Source organism: Flavobacterium sp. GT3P67 (genome assembly GCF_004349155.1).
Classification (GTDB): Bacteria; Bacteroidota; Bacteroidia; order Flavobacteriales; family Flavobacteriaceae; genus Flavobacterium; species Flavobacterium ranwuense.
Window position 1 is genome coordinate 188,818 of the sequence record NZ_SMLF01000004.1, and the last position, 23,287, is coordinate 212,104.

At 34.2% G+C, this 23,287-nt stretch carries 15 protein-coding genes; all 15 read left to right on the top strand.

Translation table 11 applies throughout. From position 1 onward, the window contains the following. Position 1 precedes the first annotated feature (1 nt). The 15 genes from E0H99_RS08945 (at position 2) to E0H99_RS09015 (ending at position 23,206) form a co-directional block, all read left to right on the top strand. Entirely contained in the window at positions 2–586 is a 585-nt protein-coding gene (locus E0H99_RS08945; RefSeq protein ID WP_131994042.1) for an ACP phosphodiesterase, read from the top strand. Further along, positions 583–2,268, top strand: coding sequence for a gamma-glutamyltransferase (ggt, locus tag E0H99_RS08950; RefSeq protein WP_131994045.1), 1,686 nt, complete (start codon positions 583–585; stop codon positions 2,266–2,268). Before E0H99_RS08945 ends, ggt (E0H99_RS08950) begins: the two co-directional genes overlap by 4 nt. A gap of 15 nt (positions 2,269–2,283) precedes the next feature. After that, positions 2,284–3,969, top strand: coding sequence for a gamma-glutamyltransferase (ggt, locus tag E0H99_RS08955; protein WP_131994048.1), 1,686 nt, complete (start codon positions 2,284–2,286; stop codon positions 3,967–3,969). A gap of 82 nt (positions 3,970–4,051) precedes the next feature. Next, on the top strand, positions 4,052–4,726 hold the full coding sequence (locus E0H99_RS08960; protein ID WP_131994051.1) for a DNA alkylation repair protein: 675 nt from the start codon (positions 4,052–4,054) through the stop codon (positions 4,724–4,726). A gap of 36 nt (positions 4,727–4,762) precedes the next feature. Beyond that, complete coding sequence (locus E0H99_RS08965; RefSeq protein WP_131994054.1) at positions 4,763–6,547, top strand: chloride channel protein; 1,785 nt, start codon at positions 4,763–4,765, stop codon at positions 6,545–6,547. A gap of 330 nt (positions 6,548–6,877) precedes the next feature. Beyond that, entirely contained in the window at positions 6,878–7,615 is a 738-nt protein-coding gene (locus tag E0H99_RS08970; protein ID WP_131916065.1) for an outer membrane lipoprotein-sorting protein, read from the top strand. Positions 7,616–7,767: 152 nt separating this feature from the next. Continuing rightward, positions 7,768–10,848, top strand: a complete 3,081-nt coding sequence (locus E0H99_RS08975; protein ID WP_131994057.1) for a WD40/YVTN/BNR-like repeat-containing protein — start codon at positions 7,768–7,770, stop codon at positions 10,846–10,848. Positions 10,849–11,020: 172 nt separating this feature from the next. Continuing rightward, positions 11,021–13,852, top strand: a complete 2,832-nt coding sequence (gene uvrA, locus E0H99_RS08980) for an excinuclease ABC subunit UvrA (RefSeq protein ID WP_131994060.1) — start codon at positions 11,021–11,023, stop codon at positions 13,850–13,852. Positions 13,853–13,902: 50 nt separating this feature from the next. Beyond that, positions 13,903–14,631, top strand: coding sequence for a TIGR00730 family Rossman fold protein (locus E0H99_RS08985; RefSeq protein WP_131994063.1), 729 nt, complete (start codon positions 13,903–13,905; stop codon positions 14,629–14,631). Positions 14,632–14,824: 193 nt separating this feature from the next. Next, on the top strand, positions 14,825–17,572 hold the full coding sequence (locus E0H99_RS08990) for an aminopeptidase (RefSeq protein ID WP_131994323.1): 2,748 nt from the start codon (positions 14,825–14,827) through the stop codon (positions 17,570–17,572). Positions 17,573–17,757: 185 nt separating this feature from the next. Further along, a complete protein-coding gene (locus E0H99_RS08995; RefSeq protein WP_131994066.1) occupies positions 17,758–20,166 on the top strand; it encodes a thiamine pyrophosphate-dependent enzyme in 2,409 nt (802 codons plus the stop codon). A gap of 291 nt (positions 20,167–20,457) precedes the next feature. Beyond that, the gene (locus tag E0H99_RS09000; protein ID WP_131994069.1) at positions 20,458–21,135 is read left to right on the top strand and encodes a peptidoglycan DD-metalloendopeptidase family protein; all 678 of its coding nucleotides are present in this window, start codon (positions 20,458–20,460) and stop codon (positions 21,133–21,135) included. 2 nt (positions 21,136–21,137) lie between these two features. Beyond that, on the top strand, positions 21,138–21,614 hold the full coding sequence (locus tag E0H99_RS09005; RefSeq protein WP_131994072.1) for a hypothetical protein: 477 nt from the start codon (positions 21,138–21,140) through the stop codon (positions 21,612–21,614). Positions 21,615–22,043: 429 nt separating this feature from the next. Then, positions 22,044–22,607 (top strand): helix-turn-helix domain-containing protein, encoded by a 564-nt coding sequence (locus tag E0H99_RS09010; protein ID WP_131994326.1) that lies wholly within the window; start codon positions 22,044–22,046, stop codon positions 22,605–22,607. Positions 22,608–22,768: 161 nt separating this feature from the next. Then, positions 22,769–23,206, top strand: a complete 438-nt coding sequence (locus E0H99_RS09015) for a response regulator (RefSeq protein WP_131994075.1) — start codon at positions 22,769–22,771, stop codon at positions 23,204–23,206. Positions 23,207–23,287 lie beyond the last annotated feature (81 nt).

The window sequence follows — 23,287 nt, forward strand, 5'->3', positions numbered from 1 at the left end:
AATGAATTTTCTAGCACACATCTATCTTTCCGGTGATAATGATTTAATCAAAATTGGCAATTTCATGGCCGATGGGATTCGTGGAAAACATTTTGAAAGTTATCCTTTAGAAATTCAAAAAGGAATCATTCTCCATCGTGCCATTGATACTTTTACCGATGCGCATCCCATTTTTAGGAAAAGCACCAAAAAACTGCATGAGAAATACCATCATTATGCCGGTGTAATTGTAGATGTTTTTTACGATCATTTTTTAGCTAAAAACTGGAACACTTATTCTGATGAAAACCTTGACGATTTTGTATCACGCTTTTATCAATCTTTACAGGACAACCATATCAATCTTTCAGAAAGGACCAAGGGAATGATGCCATACATGATTAACCAAAATTGGCTGGTGAGCTATCAAACTGTGGAAGGAATTAATCGAATTTTGACGCAAATGGATCAACGCACCAAAAACGAATCTAAAATGCGGTTTGCTACCCATGAACTTTCAGAATTTTATCCGGAATTTGAAAAGGAGTTCACCGATTTCTTTCAAGAATTAATACTATTTTCGAATACTAAAATAACCACCTTATGAAAAAAATATTTTTTCTACTTGCCTTTGCCGTTTTAGGTTGCAAATCGAATGAAAAAACTGTTGAACCAACTGGTTTAGTAACTTCAAAAGCCATGGTAGTTTCAGCTCGTGAAGAAGCTTCGCAAATTGGAGTTGAAATCATGAAAAAAGGCGGGAATGCTTTTGATGCCATGGTTGCCACTGAACTGGCTTTGGCAGTTTCACATCCTCAGGCCGGAAATATTGGTGGCGGCGGTTTCATGGTTTTCAGAAAAGCCAATGGCGAAACGGGTGCTATCGATTACAGAGAAAAAGCGCCTTTGGCAGCGTCAAAAGATATGTTTCTGGACGAAAAAGGAAATGTAATAGAAGGAAAAAGTACAGCAACCGCTTTGGCATCCGGAATTCCGGGTACCATTGCAGGAATATTTGAAGTGCATGAAAAATACGGTTCTTTACCCATAAGCGAAATTCTGAAACCTGTAATTGCCTTAGCAGAAAGAGGTGTTGTTGTCACTAAATTTCAAGCCGAAAGTTTGGCTTATTATAGAGCTTCCTTTATAAAAAGCAATGGTAAGAATAGTTTGTTTTCCAAAGCATATAAAGAAAATGATACCATAAAATATACCGCATTAGCAGCAACATTAAAAAGAATTGCTAAAAACGGTCGGGATGAATTTTACAAAGGAGAAACTGCTCAAAAATTAATCTCTTTTCTTGCTAAAAAAGGCGGAAATGCTACATTAGAAGATTTAAACCGTTATAATGCCAAATGGAGAACTCCAATTACCTTTCAATATAAAAATTTAAAAATCACCTCGATGTCTCCACCCAGCAGTGGCGGAATTTGTCTGAATCAAATCATGAAAATGATTGAGCCTTTCAATCTTTCACAAATGGGACACAACAGCGTAAAAACGATTCAAGTAATTACAGAAGCAGAACGAAGAGCCTATGCCGACAGGAATTATTTTTTGGGTGATCCTGATTTTGTAAAACTTCCGATAAAAGAATTAGTAAGCCCATCCTATTTAGAAAAAAGAATGAGTGATTTTTCATTCGATAAAGCTTCTAAATCTTCGGATATTGCCCATGGAGCAATTAAAGGATATGAAAGCAACCAAACCACTCATTATTCTATTGTGGATGCAGCAGGAAATGCAGTTTCGGCAACGACCACTTTAAATGATAATTATGGTTCTAAAATATATTGCGATGAATTGGGTTTCTTTTTGAATAATCAAATGGACGATTTCAGTGCCAAACCGGGAGTTCCAAACTTATATGGATTAACTGGAAGTGAAGCCAACAGCATTGCTCCAGAAAAACGAATGTTGAGTTCCATGACGCCAACGATTGTCGAGAAAGACGATAAACTTTTTATGGTTGTGGGTACGCCGGGAGGCTCCACAATTATCACTTCGGTTTTACAAACGATACTAAACGTGTATGAATTTGATATGAGCATGCAAGAAGCTGTAAACGCACCTCGTTTTCACCATCAATGGTTACCGGATGAAATTACTTTTGAACCGAATTCTTTCTCTAAAGAGGTATTAGAACAATTGAAGAAAAAAGGATACATCATCAATGAAAAAAACAAAGAAATTATCGGCGAAGTCGATGCTGTTTTGATTCTTCCAAATGGCAAATTGGAAGGTGGCGCAGATAAAAGAGGTGATAATAAAGCCGTTGGATTTTAAATTTATAGTATTCGAATGAAAAAAATTATTATTCTATTGAGTATTTTTTCTATTGGTTGTAAAACCCAAAATGTAATGATTCAACCCACTGGACTAGTTGCTGATAAAGCAATGGTAGTTTCAGCACGAGAAGAAGCTTCCAAAATCGGAGTTGAAATCATGAAAAAAGGTGGCAATGCTTTTGATGCGATGGTTGCAACCGAATTGGCTTTGGCAGTAGCCTATCCGTTTGCAGGAAATCTTGGCGGTGGTGGTTTTATGGTCTATCGAAAAGCAAACGGCGAAATTGGTTCATTGGATTACCGTGAAAAAGCGCCATTAGCAGCTACAAAAGATATGTTTCTTGACGAAAAAGGAAATGTTATAAAAGGAAAAAGTACTGAATCTCCTCTTGCTATTGGAGTTCCTGGAACGATAGCCGGCGTTTTTGCTGTTCATGAAAAACTGGGTTCTTTACCTATCGAAGAAATTCTGAAACCTGTAATTGAATTAGCAGAAAGAGGTGTCATTGTTACCAAAAAACAAGAAGATAGATTGGCTGCATATCGAGCGAAAATCATAAAAGTAAATGGTGATAAAACGCTATTTGCAACTGCTTTCAAAGAAAACGATGTGATCAAATATCCTGCACTGGCAGCTACATTGAAAAGGATTTCAAAAAATGGCAGAGATGAATTTTACAAAGGGGAAACCGCTAATATATTATTCAAATATCTTCAGGAAAAAGGAGCCATAATCAGCTTGGAAGATTTGGCAAAATATGAAGCCAAATGGAGAACGCCACTCATTTTTGATTACAAGGATTTAAAGGTAATTTCTATGCCTCCACCCAGCAGTGGCGGAATATGTCTGGCCGAAATATTCAAAATGATAGCACCTTTCGACCTGGCTAAAATGGGGCAGAATTCAACGGAAGCCATTCAAGTTATTGTAGAAGCCGAAAGAAGGGCCTATGCAGACAGAAGTTATTATCTGGGCGATCCTGATTTTGTAAAAATTCCCCTGAAAGCATTAATGGCTGATGATTATTTGAAACAAAGAATGTCGAATTTTAGTTTTGAAAAAGCCACTTTATCCTCAGATATAAAAGAAGGAAAAGTAAATTATAATGAAAGTACGGAGACGACCCATTATTCAATTGTGGATCAGTTTGGTAATGCGGTTTCATCAACTACAACATTAAACGACGGGTATGGTTCCAAATATTATTGTGATGAATTGGGCTTTTTCCTTAACAACGAAATGGATGATTTCAGTGCCAAACCAGGTGAACCCAATATGTTTGGGTTAGTAGGAAATGAAGCCAACAGTATTGCGCCACAAAAACGAATGTTGAGTTCTATGACTCCAACTATTGTAGAGAAAAACGGAAAATTATTTATGGTTGTGGGTTCTCCCGGTGGTTCTACGATTATTACATCGGTATTGCAAACCATATTAAATGTTTACGAGTATAGTTTGAGTATGCAAAAAGCCGTAAATGCGCCTCGTTTTCACCACCAATGGTTACCGGATTTAATCACTTTTGAACCCAATACATTCGATACTAAAACCTTTGAAACCTTGAAATCAAAAGGATACATCATTAATGAAAAAACAACACCCGTAATAGGAAAAGTAGATGCCATTTTGGTTTTACCAAATAAAAAACTCGAAGGTGGCGCTGATTTTAGAGGAGACGATAAAGCGGTTGGATTTTAAGTTATGAGTTACTGGTTATTGACCATGTTAAGCATTTTAAATCGATATTGTTATTGAATTTTGCCATTGAAATTTACTATTTATGAACTTTATACTTGTCTTAGAAAAAGCTTTTAAACAAAATAAGAATCCGGAAAATGCTTTTGCTATGGCAAAATACATGAAGAATAACTTTCCTTTTTTTGGAATAAAAACGGAGGAACGAAGACGCATTTTCAAAGAAATTTGGAAAGAAAACAAAAACGAGATTTCTGAAAACGCTAGAACAGTTGCAGTAGCTTTATATTCAAAAAAAGAACGGGAATTTCATTATTGCGCGATTGAAATTTTGATAAAAGAACTCAAGGGGAATTATAGAAAAGAAGACATTCAACTGATTGAAAAATTGATAGGCAACAATTCTTGGTGGGACAGCGTCGATACGATTGCAAAATACATATTGGGTGAATATCTATTGGAATTTCCATTGGAAGCCCAAAATGTAATAAAACGATTTTCTAATTCAGGGAATATGTGGTTGAACCGAAGTGCTATTTTATTTCAATTGGGTTATAAACAAAAAACGAATGCTGATTTTTTATTTTCACAATGTTTAAAACAGGCTCATTCTAAGGAATTTTTTATTCAAAAAGCAATTGGCTGGTCGTTACGGGAATATGCAAAGTCAAATCCTGAAATTGTGAGACAGTTTGTAGAAAACAGTAATTTAAAACCATTAAGTAGAAAAGAAGCATTGAAAAATATTTGTTGCCCTTAAAATAATAGTAATTTTGCACTCCCTTTAAAAAGTATCATGTTCAAAAAATATATTTCGAAATTAGAAACCATAATAGCTTTTGCGCAATCCATGTTAACTCCAAAGCAGTTTATATTTTTATCTGCGGTTTTAGTTGGTATCTCTGCCGCTTTTGCGGTTATCGTTTTGAAAACTTTTGCGCACTGGGTATTTTCTTTTGCTACTTATGTCAGTGGAATTTTAAAATTGGGTTTCATCAATAGTATTTTGCCTATAATTGGTATTCTGCTTACTGTTTTTGTTGTCAAAAGAGTTTTAGGAGGAACAATTCAAAAAGGGACTTCACAAATTTTATATGCTGTTGCCAAAAAAGCGAGTATTATTCCAAAAAAACAAATGTATGCCCAAATTGTAACCAGTTCGCTAACTGTTGGATTAGGAGGTTCAGCTGGTTTAGAAAGTCCGATTGTGATTACCGGGGCTGCTTTTGGTTCGAATTATGCCCAAAAATATAAGTTAAGTTATAAAGACCGAACGCTACTTATAGGTTGTGGAGTTGCTGCAGGAATTGCCGCTGCCTTTAATGCGCCTATTGCCGGAGTTTTATTTGCTATTGAAGTTTTGCTTGTTGATGTGAGTATTGCTGCATTTACACCCATTATGATTGCCGCTGCAACAGGTGCTTTAGTTTCGGTAATTGCATTAGATGAAGAAATTTTGCTTTCGTTCAAACAACAACAAAGTTTTGATTATCATAACATTGCTTTCTATATCCTTTTAGGTTTGTTTACTGGATTTATTTCGGTTTATTATTCCCGTAATTTCCAAAAAGTAGAACATTTTTTCGCAAGACTTAAATTATCACCTTATAAAAAAGCGTTGTTTGGTTCTTCGATTTTGGCCATTCTTATTTTTATTTTTCCGACGCTTTTTGGCGAAGGATACGAAAGTATTAAAACATTATCCGAAAATGATCCTGGGAAATTATTGGAAAACACATTATTTAGCGGTTTTCGAGACAATAGTTGGGCTTTATTGGTATTTGTGGGTTTGACTATGATGCTGAAAGTTTTTGCAACTGGAATTACTCTGGGAAGTGGTGGAAACGGAGGAAACTTTGCTCCTTCCCTATTTCTGGGTTCATATGTTGGTTTCTTTTTCTCTAAATTTTTAAATCTGACAGGACTTACTAAATTACCAGTAAGTAATTTCACATTAGTTGGAATGGCAGGAATTTTAAGTGGTTTGTTTCATGCTCCCTTGACTGCGATATTCTTAATTGCTGAAATTACCGGAGGGTATAATTTGATGATTCCTTTGATGATTGTGGCTTCCATTAGTTTTGCGATTTCAAAACGATTTGAAAAACATTCTATGGATGTAAAGAATTTAGCCAAAAAAGGACATGCTTTTACCAGTAATAAAGATACAAACGTACTATCCACTTTAGATACTAATTCTATTATTCAAACAGATTATTTAACCGTTTCGCCTGATGAAAATCTAGAAAAATTAGTTGATTTAATTTCACATTCCAATCAAGTTATTTTTGCTGTTGTTGATAAAGACCTAAAAATGGTAGGTATAGTACATTTTAATACGATCAGAGAAATTATTTTCAATCCGTATCGCGTAAAATATACTTTGATAAAGGAAGTTATGATTCCGCCTGTTGAAATAATATCCCCCGAGGATAGTATGGAAACTGTTATGAATAAATTTGAAAAGGCGAAAGTTGTTTTTCTACCGGTAATAAAAGAGGGCAAATATTATGGTTTTATTTCTAAATCTCTTGCACTTGAGGCCTATAGAGCTAAACTAAAATCGATGACGATTGAATAGATTTTAATATAAAAATGATATTATTGATCCACATCCATAATAGAAAACGCTAACTTAGGTTGGCGTTTTTTTGTATCCTAAATTTAACATAAACTCCTAAACTGTTCTATCGAAAAAATAAATCAAAATGTGTTTTTTAGAAGAAACATCAAATGTGACTGAATCCATAACAATCACATACTGTTATAATTATATTTTTTTATTTCATACTTTATTAATTAATATCTTTAAACATAATTATAACCTCTAAATTAATTAACAAGAATATCATTTCATCTTGTAACTTTTTAAAATAAATTTATACTAACACAGTAAACCAAACAAAAAATTATGAAAACATTAAAATTATCAATCGTTGCATTTTTATTTTCTATTGTCAGTACTTCTGTTTTTGCACAAAGTGCAGATGAAGTTATCTCTAAATACTTTACAACTATTGGAGGTGTAGAAAAATTAAAACCCCTTAAAGGTGTTAAAATGGAAATGAGCATTAATGCTCAGGGTATGGAAATTCCAGTTGAAATGGTACAATTAGCTGGAGGTAAGATGTATGTTAAAATTTCTTTACAAGGAAAAGAAATCACACAAATGGCATCGGACGGTAAAACCATTTGGAATACTAATTTCATGACGATGAAAGCGGAAAAAAGTGATGCTGAGACAACGGCAAATGCTATTCTAAGCAACAACGACTTTCCGGATGCATTGTTAGACTATAAAGCTAAAGGATACGCCGCAGAATTTATAGGAAAAGAAACTAAAGAAGGTACGGAATGCTTCAAGATAAAATTCACAAAGAAACCAGTCACTGTTGATGGTGTAAAAATGGATGATATATCCTATTACTATTTTGACACAGAAAACTACTTAGCAATAGCAACAGAAACAGAGATTAAACAAGGTCCAATGAAAGGTCAAAAATCGGTTTCAACAATGAGTGATTATCAAGAAGTTGACGGTGTATTTTTTCCATTTTCAATGAATATGGGAGGACAAGATATGAAAATTAAAAAAGTAACTTTAAACCCTACAGTTGCTGACAGCGCTTTTGCTTTTCCAGCGCAATAATATCAAGCTATAACTATCAATCCTCAACCTGCGTTGGGGATTTTTTTAAAACTCTTTTTATGAAATAGCCATGTTTCTTAAAACACAAATTGTGTATAAAGATATTTCCTCATGGTGCATACATATTCCTATAAAAAAAATATTATCTACATATGAAAAAAACCAATCTATTAATAGCAACTTTACTTCTTTTTGCGTCATCAGCAGTTAATGCACAAGAAAAAGTAATCCTTAAAGGAAAAGAATTATTTGGTGACATTTCCGCAAGACATCTTGGTCCGGCGTTGATGAGCGGTCGTATAACCGACTTGGAAATGCACCCAACCAATAACAAAATAGTCTATACGGCTACCGCTGGTGGTGGTGTCTGGAAAAGTTATGATGGCGGAGCCTCATTCGCTCCAATTTTCGATGGGCACATTCAGTCTATCGGTTGTGTAGCCATTGACCCATCAAAACCCGATCAGAATATTTGGGTAGGAACTGGTGAAACCTGGACACGAAACAGCGTATCCGTAGGAGACGGAATCTATAAATCTACAGATGGAGGACAGAACTGGAAAAATATGGGATTGCCAAAATCTGATCGTATCAGTTCTATTGTAATCGATCCAAAAAACAGTGATGTGGTATGGGTGGGTGTATTAGGAGCCTTATGGGGAGATAGCGAAGAAAGAGGTATTTATAAAACGACAGACGGCGGAACCACTTGGAAAAAAGAATTTTACGTTGATGCAAAAACTGGTTGCTCCGATTTAATTATAGATCCAAAAAATACTAACATCATGTATGCCAGTTTTTGGGAATTCCGTAGAACGGGATGGTCATTTAGTTCTGGAGGAACACAATCTGCATTATACAAATCATTTGATGGTGGCAAAACATGGAACAAAATCCACAATGGTTTTCCTCAAGGTAAATTAGGAAGAATCGCAATTGCCGTTGCGCCTACAAATTCAAATATTTTATATTCCGTACTTGAAACTGAAAAAAGTGATAAGAATGGCTTATACCGTTCCGATGATGCAGGCGCAACATGGAAACATTTAAACAGTGATTTTGGTTTGGTGGTGCGTCCTTTTTATTTTTCAAGAATTGTGGTAGATCCAAAAAACGCTGACATCGTTGTTAAAGCAGGATTAATGGGTTCTATTAGCCGAGATGGCGGAAAGACTTTTAAGAGTTTAGGAAACATGCATGGCGACATTCACGATGTTACTTTTGATATTAATGACAGCAATCGCATGTATTCTGGAACCGATGGCGGTGTATATAGAAGCTGGGATGGTGGCTCAACCATGGAAATGGTAAGTAGTTTACCCGTTTCCCAATTTTATCATGTAAGTATAGACGATAATGAACCTTATAATGTATATGGTGGATTGCAAGATAATGGTTCTTGGTATGGGCCTTCAAAAAGTCCGGGTGGCATTGAAGCAAGAGATTGGACTCGCGTAGGTTATGGAGATGGCTTCAGAGTAGTGAAACATCCATCCAAGAACATTATTTATAGCGAAATGCAAGGTGCCGAAAATGTTTGGCGCTTCAATATTGACAGTCAAGAACTTATTACTATACAGCCACTTGCCGTAAAAGGAGATCCTAAACTACGTTTCAACTGGAATACTCCTATGGATGTCAGCAAAAAACAAACTGACCGCCTTTATATCGGTAGTCAATTTGTTCATAAATCGGAAGATATGGGGCGCACCTGGACAAAAATATCACCAGATTTAACTACAAATGATCCTAAAAAAATGAATCAGGAAAATTCAGGTGGTTTATCCAAAGATAACTCAGGAGCCGAAAATCATTGTACGGTTTTCACCATTGCAGAATCACCGCTAAACGAGAATATCATTTGGGCAGGAAGTGACGATGGTAACATACAGGTGACAAAAGATGGCGGAAAAACATGGACAAATGTTGTGGCTAACATCACAGGATTGCCTAAAAACACTTGGTGCTATCATATTGAAGCCAGTGTTTTTGGAGAAGGAACAGCTTATGCCGTTTTCGAAGGACATACCAAAAACGATTATGCGCCATACACCTATAAAACAACAGATTTTGGTAAAACCTGGAAATCTATAATCACGGCTGATGTGGACGGATTTGTACGCAACATTCAGGAAGACTATATAAATGAAAATTTATTATTTTTAGGAACCGAAAAAGGATTATATATAACTATTGATGGTGGAAGCAATTGGTCGCATTTTACAAACAAAATGCCATCAGTAGCGATTCATTACATGGAGCTAAACAAGAAAACCAACGATTTGGTTATGGCAACCCACGGAAGAGGAATAATTATTCTGGACGACATTAGTCCGCTACGTCAAATTAACCAGGTAGTATTAAATAAAGACTTGCATTTCTTTGATTTAAAACCAGCGGTAATAGAAGAACAGTCCAGTTTTGGAACAACGGCAACCGAATTGGAATTTGTTGGAAATAATCCATCTTCGAGTGCCCAGATTATTTATTACCTAAAAAAACGTCATACTTTAGGGAAAATGGATCTTGAGATTCAAGATGAAAATGGCAACAAAATAACTACTCTTACACCTGGTAAACAAAAAGGAATCAATGTTGTAAATTGGAATTACAACATGAAAAGTCCTAAAATTGCAGCAGGAAAAACGCTCTCCTATTATGGATTTACAGCACCAAGAGTAGCCGAAGGGAACTACAAAGCGGTCCTTACAAAAGGAAAAGAAACCTACGCGTACATGCTAAAAGTAGTAAACGACCCTAAAAGTAGTATTTCTGCAACAGACCGTCAAAAAGAAAGAAAAATCACACGTGTATTATTCAACATGAACGAGGAATTGGCCTACACGGTATATGAAATTGATCAGACTAATAGTTTGCTGACCGAACTTATGGCAAAAGACAAAGCATATACCAAAGAAGCTACCAAAATAAAAACGGCTTTTGATAATTTAAAAGCAAAATTGGTGGTGACAACTGGTGATAACTACGTAGGTGCAGCAGAGCCACAATTAAGAGAAAAATTGGGAGAATTATATTCTAATATCGCCAGCAGTTTTACGGCACCATCCCCTTCACAACTGGAGAATATGGAAGCGATAAAACAACGATTTGACAATTCAATAAACGAGTTTAAAACGTTAAAGTCAAAACACGAAGCATCTTATCAAAAGAAAGCAAAAGAAAGTAATATTCCTTTCGTGCTTAAGCCTTTTAATGAATTTATAACCGAATAATATTTATCAAAATTTCTCAAAGAAAGCGTTAAAAATTATGTTGGCGCTTTTTTTATATGTTGAACTTTTTATTTGCACAAATCTAATTTCAGAAGAATCTTTAACAAAATCTTCCAAACCGTTGGGTGAAAAGAACAACTCAAAATTGTAACTTTGCTTTTTTGCAAAAATTATGTTAGACAAAGACAATACTATTGAAGTTCAAGGCGCTCGCGTTCACAACCTAAAAAACATAGATATTTCCATTCCTCGTGAAAAACTGGTCGTAATTACCGGTCTTTCTGGTTCCGGAAAATCCTCCTTAGCTTTCGATACCATTTATGCCGAAGGGCAACGCCGTTATGTAGAAACTTTTTCTGCTTATGCACGTCAATTTCTGGGTGGCTTGGAACGTCCCGATGTCGATAAAATCGACGGACTTTCACCTGTAATTGCTATTGAACAAAAAACGACCAGTAAAAGTCCTCGTTCAACCGTGGGAACTATCACTGAGATTTATGATTTCCTGCGTTTATTGTACGCGCGTGGTTCTGATGCATACAGCTACAATACCGGCGAAAAAATGGTTTCCTATTCTGATGAGCAAATCAAAGATTTGATTATTCAAGATTTTACAGGGAAACGCATCAATATTCTAGCGCCTGTTATTCGGGCTCGAAAAGGACATTATGCTGAACTTTTTCAACAAATTGCCAAGCAAGGTTTCCTAAAAGTTCGAGTAAACGGCGATGTGCTGGATATTACTTTGGGAATGAAATTAGACCGTTACAAAACACACGATATCGAAATTGTTGTGGATCGAATGGTGATTGAAGATACGCCAGATAACGAAAAACGTTTGACTGAAAGCATCAATACCGCGATGCATCACGGAGAGAATGTTTTGATGGTTTTAGATCAAGACTCTAATGAAGTTCGTTTTTTCAGTAGAAATCTGATGTGTCCAACCACCGGAATTTCATACCAGAATCCTGAACCTAATTTATTCTCTTTCAATTCCCCAAAAGGTGCCTGTGATCATTGCAACGGATTAGGAACAGTAAATGAAATTAACCCAAAGAAGATTATTCCAAACCCAAAATTATCCATTAAAGCGGGTGGTTTTGCTCCTTTAGGCGAATATAAAAGCTCTTGGATTTTTAAGCAACTGGAAATCATAGGAGAAAAATACGGTTTCAAATTGACTGATGCGATAGAAACCATTCCTGAGGAAGCAATGGAAATGATTTTGAATGGCGGAAAAGAGAAATTCACCATCAACTCCAAAGATTTAGGCGTTGCCCGAGAATATAAAATTGATTTTGAAGGGATATCCCATTTCATAAAAAATCAACATGACGAAAGTGGTTCAACAACTATAAAACGTTGGGCGAAGGAGTTCATGGACGAAATAAAATGTCCTGTTTGTGAAGGTTCCCGTTTGAAAAAGGAAGCAATGTTCTTTAAAATCAATGAAAAAAATATTACCGAATTATGTGATATGGATATTTCGGATTTGACAGCTTGGTTTTTAGATTTGGAAAATCATTTATCTGATAAACAAAAGCGTATCGCTACTGAAGTAATCAAAGAAATTAAGGATCGATTGAACTTCCTGATGAATGTCGGTTTGGATTATTTGGCTTTAAGCCGAAGCTCAAAATCACTTTCCGGTGGCGAAGCGCAACGCATTCGATTGGCAACACAAATTGGTTCGCAATTGGTGGGAGTTTTGTATATTTTGGATGAGCCAAGTATTGGTTTACACCAAAGAGATAATGATAAACTGATCCATTCTCTCGAACAATTACGCGATATTGGAAACTCGGTAATTGTGGTGGAACACGATAAAGACATGATCGAACGTGCGGATTATGTGATTGATATTGGTCCAAAAGCAGGGAAATACGGTGGAGAAATCATCAGCAAAGGAACGCCTGCCGAAATCCTGAAACATCACACTATTACAGCAATGTATATGAATGGGGAGATGAAAATTGAAGTTCCGGCAAAACGTAGGGAAGGAAACGGGAAGTTTTTAAAACTGACCGGAGCAACAGGAAATAACTTAAAAAATGTTTCGATAGAATTGCCTTTGGGCAAAATGATTTGTGTGACCGGAGTTTCGGGAAGTGGAAAATCGACTTTAATTAACGAAACGCTCTACCCTATTTTGAATGCCTATTATTTTAATGGTGTCAAAAAACCACAACCGTATAAAAAAATTGAAGGATTGGAACATATTGATAAAGTGATTGATATTGACCAAAGTCCGATTGGGAGAACTCCAAGAAGTAATCCAGCAACTTATACCGAAGTTTTTACTGAAATCAGAAATCTGTTTACGATGACTTCTGAAAGTATGATTCGGGGATATAAAGCGGGACGATTCAGTTTTAATGTCAAAGGCGGACGTTGCGAAACCTGTGAAGGTTCAGGGGTACGAACCATAGAAATGAACTTCCTGCCTGATGTGTATGTAGAATGTGAAACCTGCCAAGGGAAGCGTTTTAACAGAGAAACATTGGAGATTCGATACAAAGGAAAATCCATTTCTGATGTGTTGAATATGACGGTAGATGAAGCGGTTCCGTTTTTTGAAATGATTCCGAAGATTTACAGAAAAGTAAAAACCATTCAGGATGTTGGTTTAGGATATATTACACTTGGACAACAAAGCACGACGCTTTCCGGTGGCGAAGCACAACGCATCAAACTGGCTGGGGAATTATCCAAAAAAGATACCGGAAATACCTTTTATATTCTGGACGAACCCACTACGGGCTTGCATTTTGAAGATATTAGAGTATTGATGGAAGTGATTAATAAACTGGTTGATAAAGGAAATACGATATTGATTATTGAGCACAATATGGACGTAATTAAACTAGCCGATTACATTATCGACATTGGCCCCGAAGGCGGAAAAGGCGGCGGACAGCTTATTGCGAAAGGAATGCCTGAAGAAATTATAAAAAATAAAAAAAGCTATACGGCGCAGTTTTTGAAAAAAGAGTTACTTTAGTAAAAGTTGAATTTGAACCTTAACAGGGTTAAAATAAAAAATAAAATAATATGAGATTAGAAGATTTTGACAATGACGAGGATAAAGTAATCCAAGACCGACTGAAGAGAAAGACTTGGAACGAGATTAGAACCAATGATAGTTGGGCAATTTTTAAAATTATGGCCGAATTTGTAAACGGTTATGAAAGCATGGGACGCATAGGTCCGTGTGTTACCATCTTTGGATCGGCAAGAACAAAACCCGAAGATGCTTATTATTTATTGGCAGAAAAAATTGCCTATAAAATCAGTAAAGCCGGTTATGGCGTGATTACTGGCGGTGGTCCAGGAATTATGGAAGCGGGAAATAAAGGCGCACATCTTGGCGGAGGAACCTCAGTGGGATTGAATATTGAACTGCCTTTTGAACAACATTTTAACCCGTATATTGACAGCGATAAAAACCTGAATTTTGATTATTTCTTTGTTCGAAAAGTGATGTTTGTCAAATATTCCCAAGGTTTTGTGGTGATGCCGGGTGGTTTTGGAACGATGGATGAATTGTTTGAAGCAATGACGTTGATTCAAACTAAAAAAATTGCACGATTCCCAATAATATTGGTGGGTACCAGCTTTTGGGCCGGATTAATCGAATGGATAAAAACGGTTTTAATAGAAAAAGAACATACGGTAAGCCCTGAAGATTTGAATTTATTTAAAATAGTTGACACCGAAGATGAAGTGGTTGATGTGTTGGATAAATTCTATAAAAAATACGATTTAACTCCAAATTTTTAACAAAAAAGCTGTCTAATTGATAGCTTTTTTTATGTTAATTAGGCAGTTTTTATAGTGTTTTAATCTAAAAAAAAAAGTATATTTATTTTTTTAATAAAATTAAGATCAGAACTTGAACTCATTCTTTAAAATTACGCTTTACACTCTTGTTTTATTGCTTTCAATAAAACAATATGCACAACATCGTTCTGATATAAAGGCAGAGTTAAATGCGGAGAATAAAACTTTAAAAATTCAACAACAAATTATTTTTTTCAATCAGTCAGATGATACCTTAACCTCGATTGTATTGAATGATTGGAACAATGCTTTTTCAAATAAAAACACCCCTTTAGCCAAACGCTTTTCTGATGAGTTTTTTAGAGGTTTCCATTTAGCCAAAGAAGAAGAACGTGGAAGTACGAAAAATGTAACCATTTTAGCTGTAAATAAATCAGTTTTGTTTTGGGAAAGAACAGATAAAAATCCAGATTTAATTGAAGTTAAATTAACTGAGAATTTACTTCCGAATCAGAAAATCGTTTTACACCTTACTTATGTCACTAAAATACCCAGCGATAAATTTACAAAATATGGGTACAATAATAACGGAACTATACATCTTAAAAACTGGTTTCTTACGCCAGCCCGTTATGAAAACCATGATTTCTTACGGTACAGCAATACTAATTTAGATGATATCGCCAATGCCTATTCCAGCTTTGAAATTGATTTAAAAACACCTAAAAACTTCGAAGCCATTTCTGATTTAAAAAGCATTAAATCAACCGCTAATGAAACTTATTTAAACTATAAATTATCTGGGAATAACAGAACTAATTTTAGCGTGATAATAGAACCAAAAACCCATTTTGAAAGTTATAAAAATAGTGCTGTTGAAGTAGTCACAGATTTGAGAAACAATAAATTGAATACTATTCAAAAAGCGATTGTAATAGATCGAGTTGTGAATTTTACAAACGATTTAATTGGAAAATATCCTCATGAAAAAATTATTGTTTCTCAAACGGATTACGAGAGAAATCCTTTTTATGGATTGAATCAACTTCCTTCTTTTATAAGTCCGTTTCCAGATGAATTTCTTTTTGAAATTAAATTTCTGAAAACCTATCTGAATGAATACCTAAAAACAAGTTTACAATTAGACCCCAGAAAAGACAACTGGATCTATGATGGTTTGCAGGTCTATGCCATGATGAAATATATGGATGAAAATCACCCCAACACTAAAATGATGGGGAGTTTGTCTAATATCCGACTATTGAATAGTTTTAATATTGCTACTATTGGTTTTAACGAACAGTATAGTTATTTCTATATGCTGATGGCTCGAAAAAATCTGGACCAACCGCTTGGAGATCCTAAAAACACTTTAATAAAATTTAATGAACAAATAGCCAGTAAATATCGTGCGGGATTAAGTATTCGGTTTTTGGATGATTATTTACAAAATGATGCAGTTACAACCAGTATAAGACAATTTTACAATCAAAATCAGATAAAACAAGTTTCCAGAACTGATTTTGAAACCATACTAAAATCAAATACAGATAAAGACATTAACTGGTTTTTTAATACCATTATTAATTCCAGAGCTATTATTGATTATAAATTTTCGAGCGTAACAAAAACCAAAGACAGTATCACTTTTTCAGTTAAAAACAAAACAGGAGCTCCTATTCCTATTCCTGTTTATGGCACAAAAAAAGGCGCAGTTGTTTTTAAACAATGGCTGGATATTCAAGAACGCGACAGCACTTTTACAATACAAAGAAAGGGTGTTGATAAAATTGTTTTAAATTTAAAAAATGAAGTCCCTGAATATAATTTAAGAAATAACTGGAAAAAACTGGATGGTTTTTTTCCGAATAACCGTCCGGTTAAGTTTGTGCTTTTGAAAGATTTAGAGGATCCGTATTACAATCAAGTTTTATACGTTCCTTCTATATATTATAATTTATACGACGGAATAACTCCAGGATTACGATTGCATAATAAAACTATTTTAGAGAAGCCTTTCACATTTGACATCAATCCGTCCTACTCTACTAAATCCAATAATTTATCCGGGGCAGCTTCATTTGCAGTCAATCAAAATTATCGAAACAGCACGCTTTACAATGTAAAATATTCTATTAGCGGCTCTTACTTTCATTATGCGCAAGATGCTTCTTACTTTAGACTAAATCCTATGGTTCAATTGCGAATTCGGGAGCCTAATTTCAGAGACAACAGAAAACAACTGATTCTCTTGCGACAAGTTATTGTAAACAGAGAAAAAAGCGCTTTTGCAATGGACAACTCTCCATCCAATTATTCCATTTTTGATGCACGCTATGTGAATACAAAAACGGAAGTAACGAATCATTTCAATTTTAGTTCCGATATTCAAATCTCGGGAAAATTTGGAAAAGTTACCGGCGAAATAGAATATAGAAAGCTTTTTGAAAACAATCGCCAAATTAATTTACGATTCTATGCGGGAAGTTTTTTATACAATAAAACTGAAACTGATTTTTTTAGTTTCGCATCCGACAGGCCTACCGATTATTTGTTTGATTATAATTACTTTGGACGATCAGAAAGCACTGGTTTTTACAGTCAACAATTCATAATGGCAGAAGGTGGCTTTAAATCAAAAATGAATACGCCATACGCTAATAGATGGATTACCAGCTTAAATGCAAGTGTGAGCGTATGGAACTGGATAGAAATTTATGGAGATATTGGTTTTATTAAAAATAAAAACCAAAATGCAAAGTTTTTATACGACAGCGGTATTCGCCTCAATCTCGTCACAGACTACTTTGAGTTGTATTTTCCTATATATTCTAACAATGGATGGGAAATAGCACAAAATAATTATAATGAGAAAGTACGATTTATGGTTACTTTTTCCCCTAAAACATTAATCAATCTTTTTAATCGAAAATGGTTCTAATCCAAAACAATTATCATCATTTATTAAACTATTCTCATTAAAATACAAACAAAATTACACATAGTAAAAAAATAAAGTTCTTTTTATTAGAATAAATCGAAATAATTTAATTTTATTTTTTCAATGAACTATGAAAATAGCTAGTTTTTAAGTAAATTTGCCACACAAAGTTATACTTTTCAATTATGATAAAAGAAAAAACCAATACTACATTGACATTTGAAGATTTCAAAATCGAGGTGTTGAAAGACTATAAATTAGCTATAATCAGCAGAGAATGCAGTCTTTTAGGACGTAAAGAGGTATTGACTGGAAAAGCTAAATTTGGCATTTTTGGTGATGGAAAAGAAGTGCCACAGCTAGCAATGGCAAAAGCCTTCAAAAATGGTGACTTCCGTTCAGGATATTATCGCGATCAGACTTTTATGATGGCTATTGGTGAATTAACTATCCAACAATTCTTTGCCGGATTATATGGTCACACCGATATTGAACAAGATCCCATGTCGGCAGGAAGACAAATGGGTGGTCATTTTGCCACGCATAGTTTAAATGAAGATGGTTCTTGGAAAGATTTAACAAAACAAAAAAATTCTAGTGCTGATATTTCTCCTACAGCCGGGCAAATGCCTCGATTATTAGGACTTGCTCAAGCTTCAAAAATATACAGACAAGTTTCCGGAATACCAAATGCAGCTAATTTTTCTAATGAAGGAAATGAAATTGCATGGGGAACTATAGGAAATGCAAGTACATCTGAAGGTTTATTTTTTGAAACCATAAATGCTGCAGGTGTATTACAAGTACCTATGGTTATGAGTGTTTGGGATGATGAATATGGAATTTCTGTCCATGCAAAACACCAAACTACCAAAGAAAATATTTCTGAGATTTTAAAAGGATACCAAAAAGAAAAAAACACTAATGGTTTTGAAATACTAAAAGTAAAAGGTTGGGATTATGCTGACTTGATTGCTACGTATGAAAAAGCAGCTGATATTGCTCGTGAAAATCACATTCCTGTCCTGATTCACGTAAATGAATTGACACAACCACAAGGACATTCCAGTTCAGGTTCCCATGAAAGATATAAAGACGCAAATCGTTTGGCATGGGAGAAAGATTTTGATTGTATCCGTCAAATGAAATTATGGATGATTGCCATCAATATTGCTTCGCCAGAAGATATTGATGCTATTGATGTTCAAGCCAAAAAAGATGTTTTAGAAGGCAAAAAAGCGGCTTGGAATGCATTTATTGAACCTATCGTTGAAGAGCAAAAAGAACTTGTCACTTTATTACAAAAAATTGCCGAAACCAGTAAAAACAAAGACCTGATTTTACAATTCACATCTGATTTAAATAGTATTAAATCACCTTTGAAAAAAGAAATTCTGGTTACTGCCCGAAAAGTATTGCGTTTATTACTGAACGGAAACAGTAAAGAAGAATTGTCGCATTGGATCACATCATATACGACTAAAACTCAAAAGAATTTTAGCAGCAACTTATTTTCAGAAACAGATTTAAATGTATTTTCTGTAGAAAAAGTTTTACCGGTATATCCTGAAGATGCTAAAGAAGATACGGACGGTCGCATGATTTTACGTGATAACTTTGATGCTATTTTTACAAAATATCCTGAAACATTGATTTTTGGTGAAGATGCCGGAGCCATCGGAGATGTGAATCAAGGTTTAGAAGGAATGCAGGAAAAATATGGAGAGTTGCGTGTTGCCGATGTTGGAATTCGTGAAGCAACCATATTAGGCCAAGGTATAGGAATGGCATTAAGAGGCTTACGCCCTATTGCCGAAATTCAATATTTGGATTACTTACTATATGCCATTCAAATCATGAGTGATGACTTGGCTACGTTGCGATATCGAACCGTTGGAAAACAAAAGGCCCCTTTAATTATACGTACTCGTGGTCATCGTTTAGAAGGAATCTGGCATTCCGGTTCTCCTATGGGAATGATCATAAACGCCATCCGAGGAATTCATGTGTTGGTTCCAAGAAACATGACGCAAGCAGCCGGATTTTATAACAGTTTGTTAGAATGTGACGAACCTGCTTTAGTTATCGAATGTTTGAATGGCTACCGATTGAAAGAAAAAATGCCTTTGAACTACGGAGAATTCAAAACTCCAATTGGGGTCGTGGAAACGTTGAAAAAAGGAACTGATATCACACTCGTTTCCTATGGTTCTACGTTGCGATTAGTGCAACAAGCAGCAAATGAGCTTCTGGAAGTAGGTATTGATTGTGAGATTATCGATTTGCAATCGTTGCTTCCATTTGATGTGAATCAAGATGTAGTAAAAAGTATTGCCAAAACAAATCGTCTATTAGTAATTGACGAAGATGTTCCGGGTGGGGCTTCTGCTTATATTTTACAACAAATTATTGAGCAACAAGACGCCTATAACTATTTAGACAGTAAACCGCAAACCTTGACTGCAAAAGCACACAGACCTGCTTATGGAACTGACGGAGACTATTTCTCAAAACCTTCCGCAGAAGATATTTTTGAAAAAGTATACGGAATGATGCATGAGGTTAATCCTTCGAAATATCCAAGTTTGTATTAAAACATCTTAAATTATTAAAAAGCCAGACAAAATTCATTTTTTGTCTGGCTTTTTTGTTACGACACAAAATTATATTTTAGCACAAATATTTGTAATGCGTGACAACCTTTTTAGAATAGATGCTATAAAAATATAATCATAAAATATATTTAAAAGGCATCCTTACTTTGTTTCTAATTTGGGTAATCAAAAAAAACTCGTTTTCACAATTAAAAGTTATAATGCTACTCTAAACTTTCAAAGTTTGCCTATTTTATTTTAAATTTAGAATTTATAAAAATTTACAAAAATATGACAGTACTGGAAACTATCTTAAAAGACATCCAAAACGTAAAAGTGATAGGCGAATCAATTGATTACAACGAATATATCCCTTTGGATTTATCCATTACAAATGAAGCTTTTAGAAAACACAATATTGATAATGCAAGCGATTTTGAAAAATACATTGAAAGCTATTTAGACGAAAACAATGTAAAAGTAGCTTTTGGAGGTTATAACGAAGTTAGAGATTTGTATAAACGAAGTGAAATTTTTAACGATTCTAAAACAGAAGAACGAAATATCCATATTGGTTTAGATTTATGGATTAAAGCTGAAACTTCAGTATTAGCGGCACTTGACGGATTTATACATAGTTTTAATTATAATACTGGTCTAGGTGATTATGGCCCAACTATTATCTTAGAACATAAAATAGAAAATCAGCGATTTTATACTTTATACGGGCATCTTTCGTTAGAAAGTATCGGTGCTATTGAAATTGGCGGCATTGTTAAAAAAGGGCAACAAATAGCGACTTTAGGAAATGCTTCCGTGAATGGGGATTATTCACCTCATTTACATTTTCAGATTATAAAAAACATCGGAGATAATTTTGGAGATTACCCAGGAGTTTGTACCAAAAGCGATTTGGATTATTATTTAGAAAATTGTCCTGATCCTAATATCTTATTAAAAATTATATAAACATGAAAAAAATAATTATTGTCTTTAGTATTCTTCTGCTCATTGGATGTAAATCAAAAAAGGTTTTGACAACCACTGAACCAGAAAAAGCTAAAATTGAAAAACTTGGTATATCCGAAGTTAACGAAAGTCAAAAGAATAAAGCGTATGAATTAGGGAAGAGAGTTTTAATGACGTGTAATACCTCAAAATTCAAGCCTTTCAACCAGAGTGAAGCGACAGCATCAGTAATTCAAAACACTACAGAGGAAAGATTGACAAAAACCTGCACCAGATTCCGCCAATATTATGGGACTTTTATAGATCTTCAATTAGTTGAAATCTATAAAAACAATTTTGAAGGAACAACTATTTTTCGCTATAAAGCACTGTATTCAAAAAAAGTAGCCAATAAAGAACTTCGTGTTTCAATGAATGAAGAAAATAAAGTTTCCTCCATTAAATCATTAGATTGGGTCACTCCTTTCCCAATGAAATAATTTCAAGTAATAGAACTGAATTCATAAAATAAAAAGTAATTCAAAAGAAAACTATTCACGGAATAATTTTTGTAAAATGTTGTATCCAAACAACTCATTTTTATAATGTTTTGTATGTATTAATTTATTGCCCGTATTTCAAAATTATTACAGTTCAACAATACTGTGATTTTTATTAAAACTCAAATCACCCTTCTTTCTCGCTGTTTATTTTTAAATTTATTTACATATAAATAGCGACTCGATAAATCTGTCATAAAATCAGCCCTTTTTCAATTACCTATTTTTTCTTCGAACGCTATATTATTAAATTAATAATGTGTGAATTATACAAATAAAAAAATTAGTTATATAAGTCCTTTTGATAAAATTTATTCGATTTTTACATAATCTGTTAAAAAAAATAATTTGAAACTATACATAAAATACATGGTCAGTAATCGCTGTAAAATGGCGGTAAAAGAGGAATTGAAAAAACTTGGACTACACTTCATTGTTGTTGATTTAGGCGAAGTTGAAATTATGGAAACCATTTCTATGGATCAGAGACAACGATTAAAAACGGTACTCTTAGATTCTGGACTTGAATTAATGGATGATAAGAAATCCATGCTAATCGAAAAAATAAAAAATGTAATTATTCAGATGGTTCATCATTCAACTGAAAATATTAAAATTAATTTTTCTGATTATCTGAGTCAACAATTAAATCACGATTACACGTATCTATCCAACTTATTTTCGGAAGTGCAAGGAACTACAATTGAACAATTTATAATTTCCCATAAAACGGAACGCATAAAGGAATTGATTATTTATGGTGAATTAAATATCACTGAAATAGCCTGGAAAATGAACTATAGCAGCGTTGCGCATTTATCCAGTCAATTCAAAAAAGTTACCGGTCTCTCTCCTTCCCATTTTAAGCAATTAAAAGATAAAAGGCGCAATCCGATTGAAGAAATTGGCAATTCGAATGATACAAATCATTAAAATGGAAAGAACAAGCAAGCACGCAATATACCAGAAGTTTGATTGAAGCCAGTTTAGATCCTTTTGTCACTATTAGCACTGAAGGTAATACAACTTGAGGAAATTTGTTTGCAAGTCTGTAGTGAATTAGAAGAAGAACTTAACTTAATGAAAAATACATAATGATAAAAAACGAAAATAAAATAAAAATTTTCCTGGTAGATGATGATGCGTTATTTTTAAAATCTTTAGAAATTGATTTTTTGGAGAATGCTGATTTTACCATTGAAACTTATTCCACTGGAGAACTCTGCATAGACAATATATCAAATAATCCCGATGTAGTAATTTTAGATTATCAACTTGATGGTATTGTAGAAAATGCTATGAACGGAATTGAAACATTAGATAGAATTAAAACCTTTAATCCTGAAATCCCAGTTGTAATGCTGTCTTCACAAGATAAAATTGAAGTAGCTATAAACTGTATGCACCATAAAGCATTTGATTATGTAGTGAAAAGTGAAACTGCTTTTGTACGCTTGCAAAAAATAATCACTACCATTTTTAAATATCAAAAAATAGAAAAAGAATTAAGTTGGTATATGGATAGAATGTAAATTTTATTCCTAATCACATTATAATTTTGTTTAAATTTAATTAATAGATTTAGATTAATCACTCCAGATTTGGTCAGAATT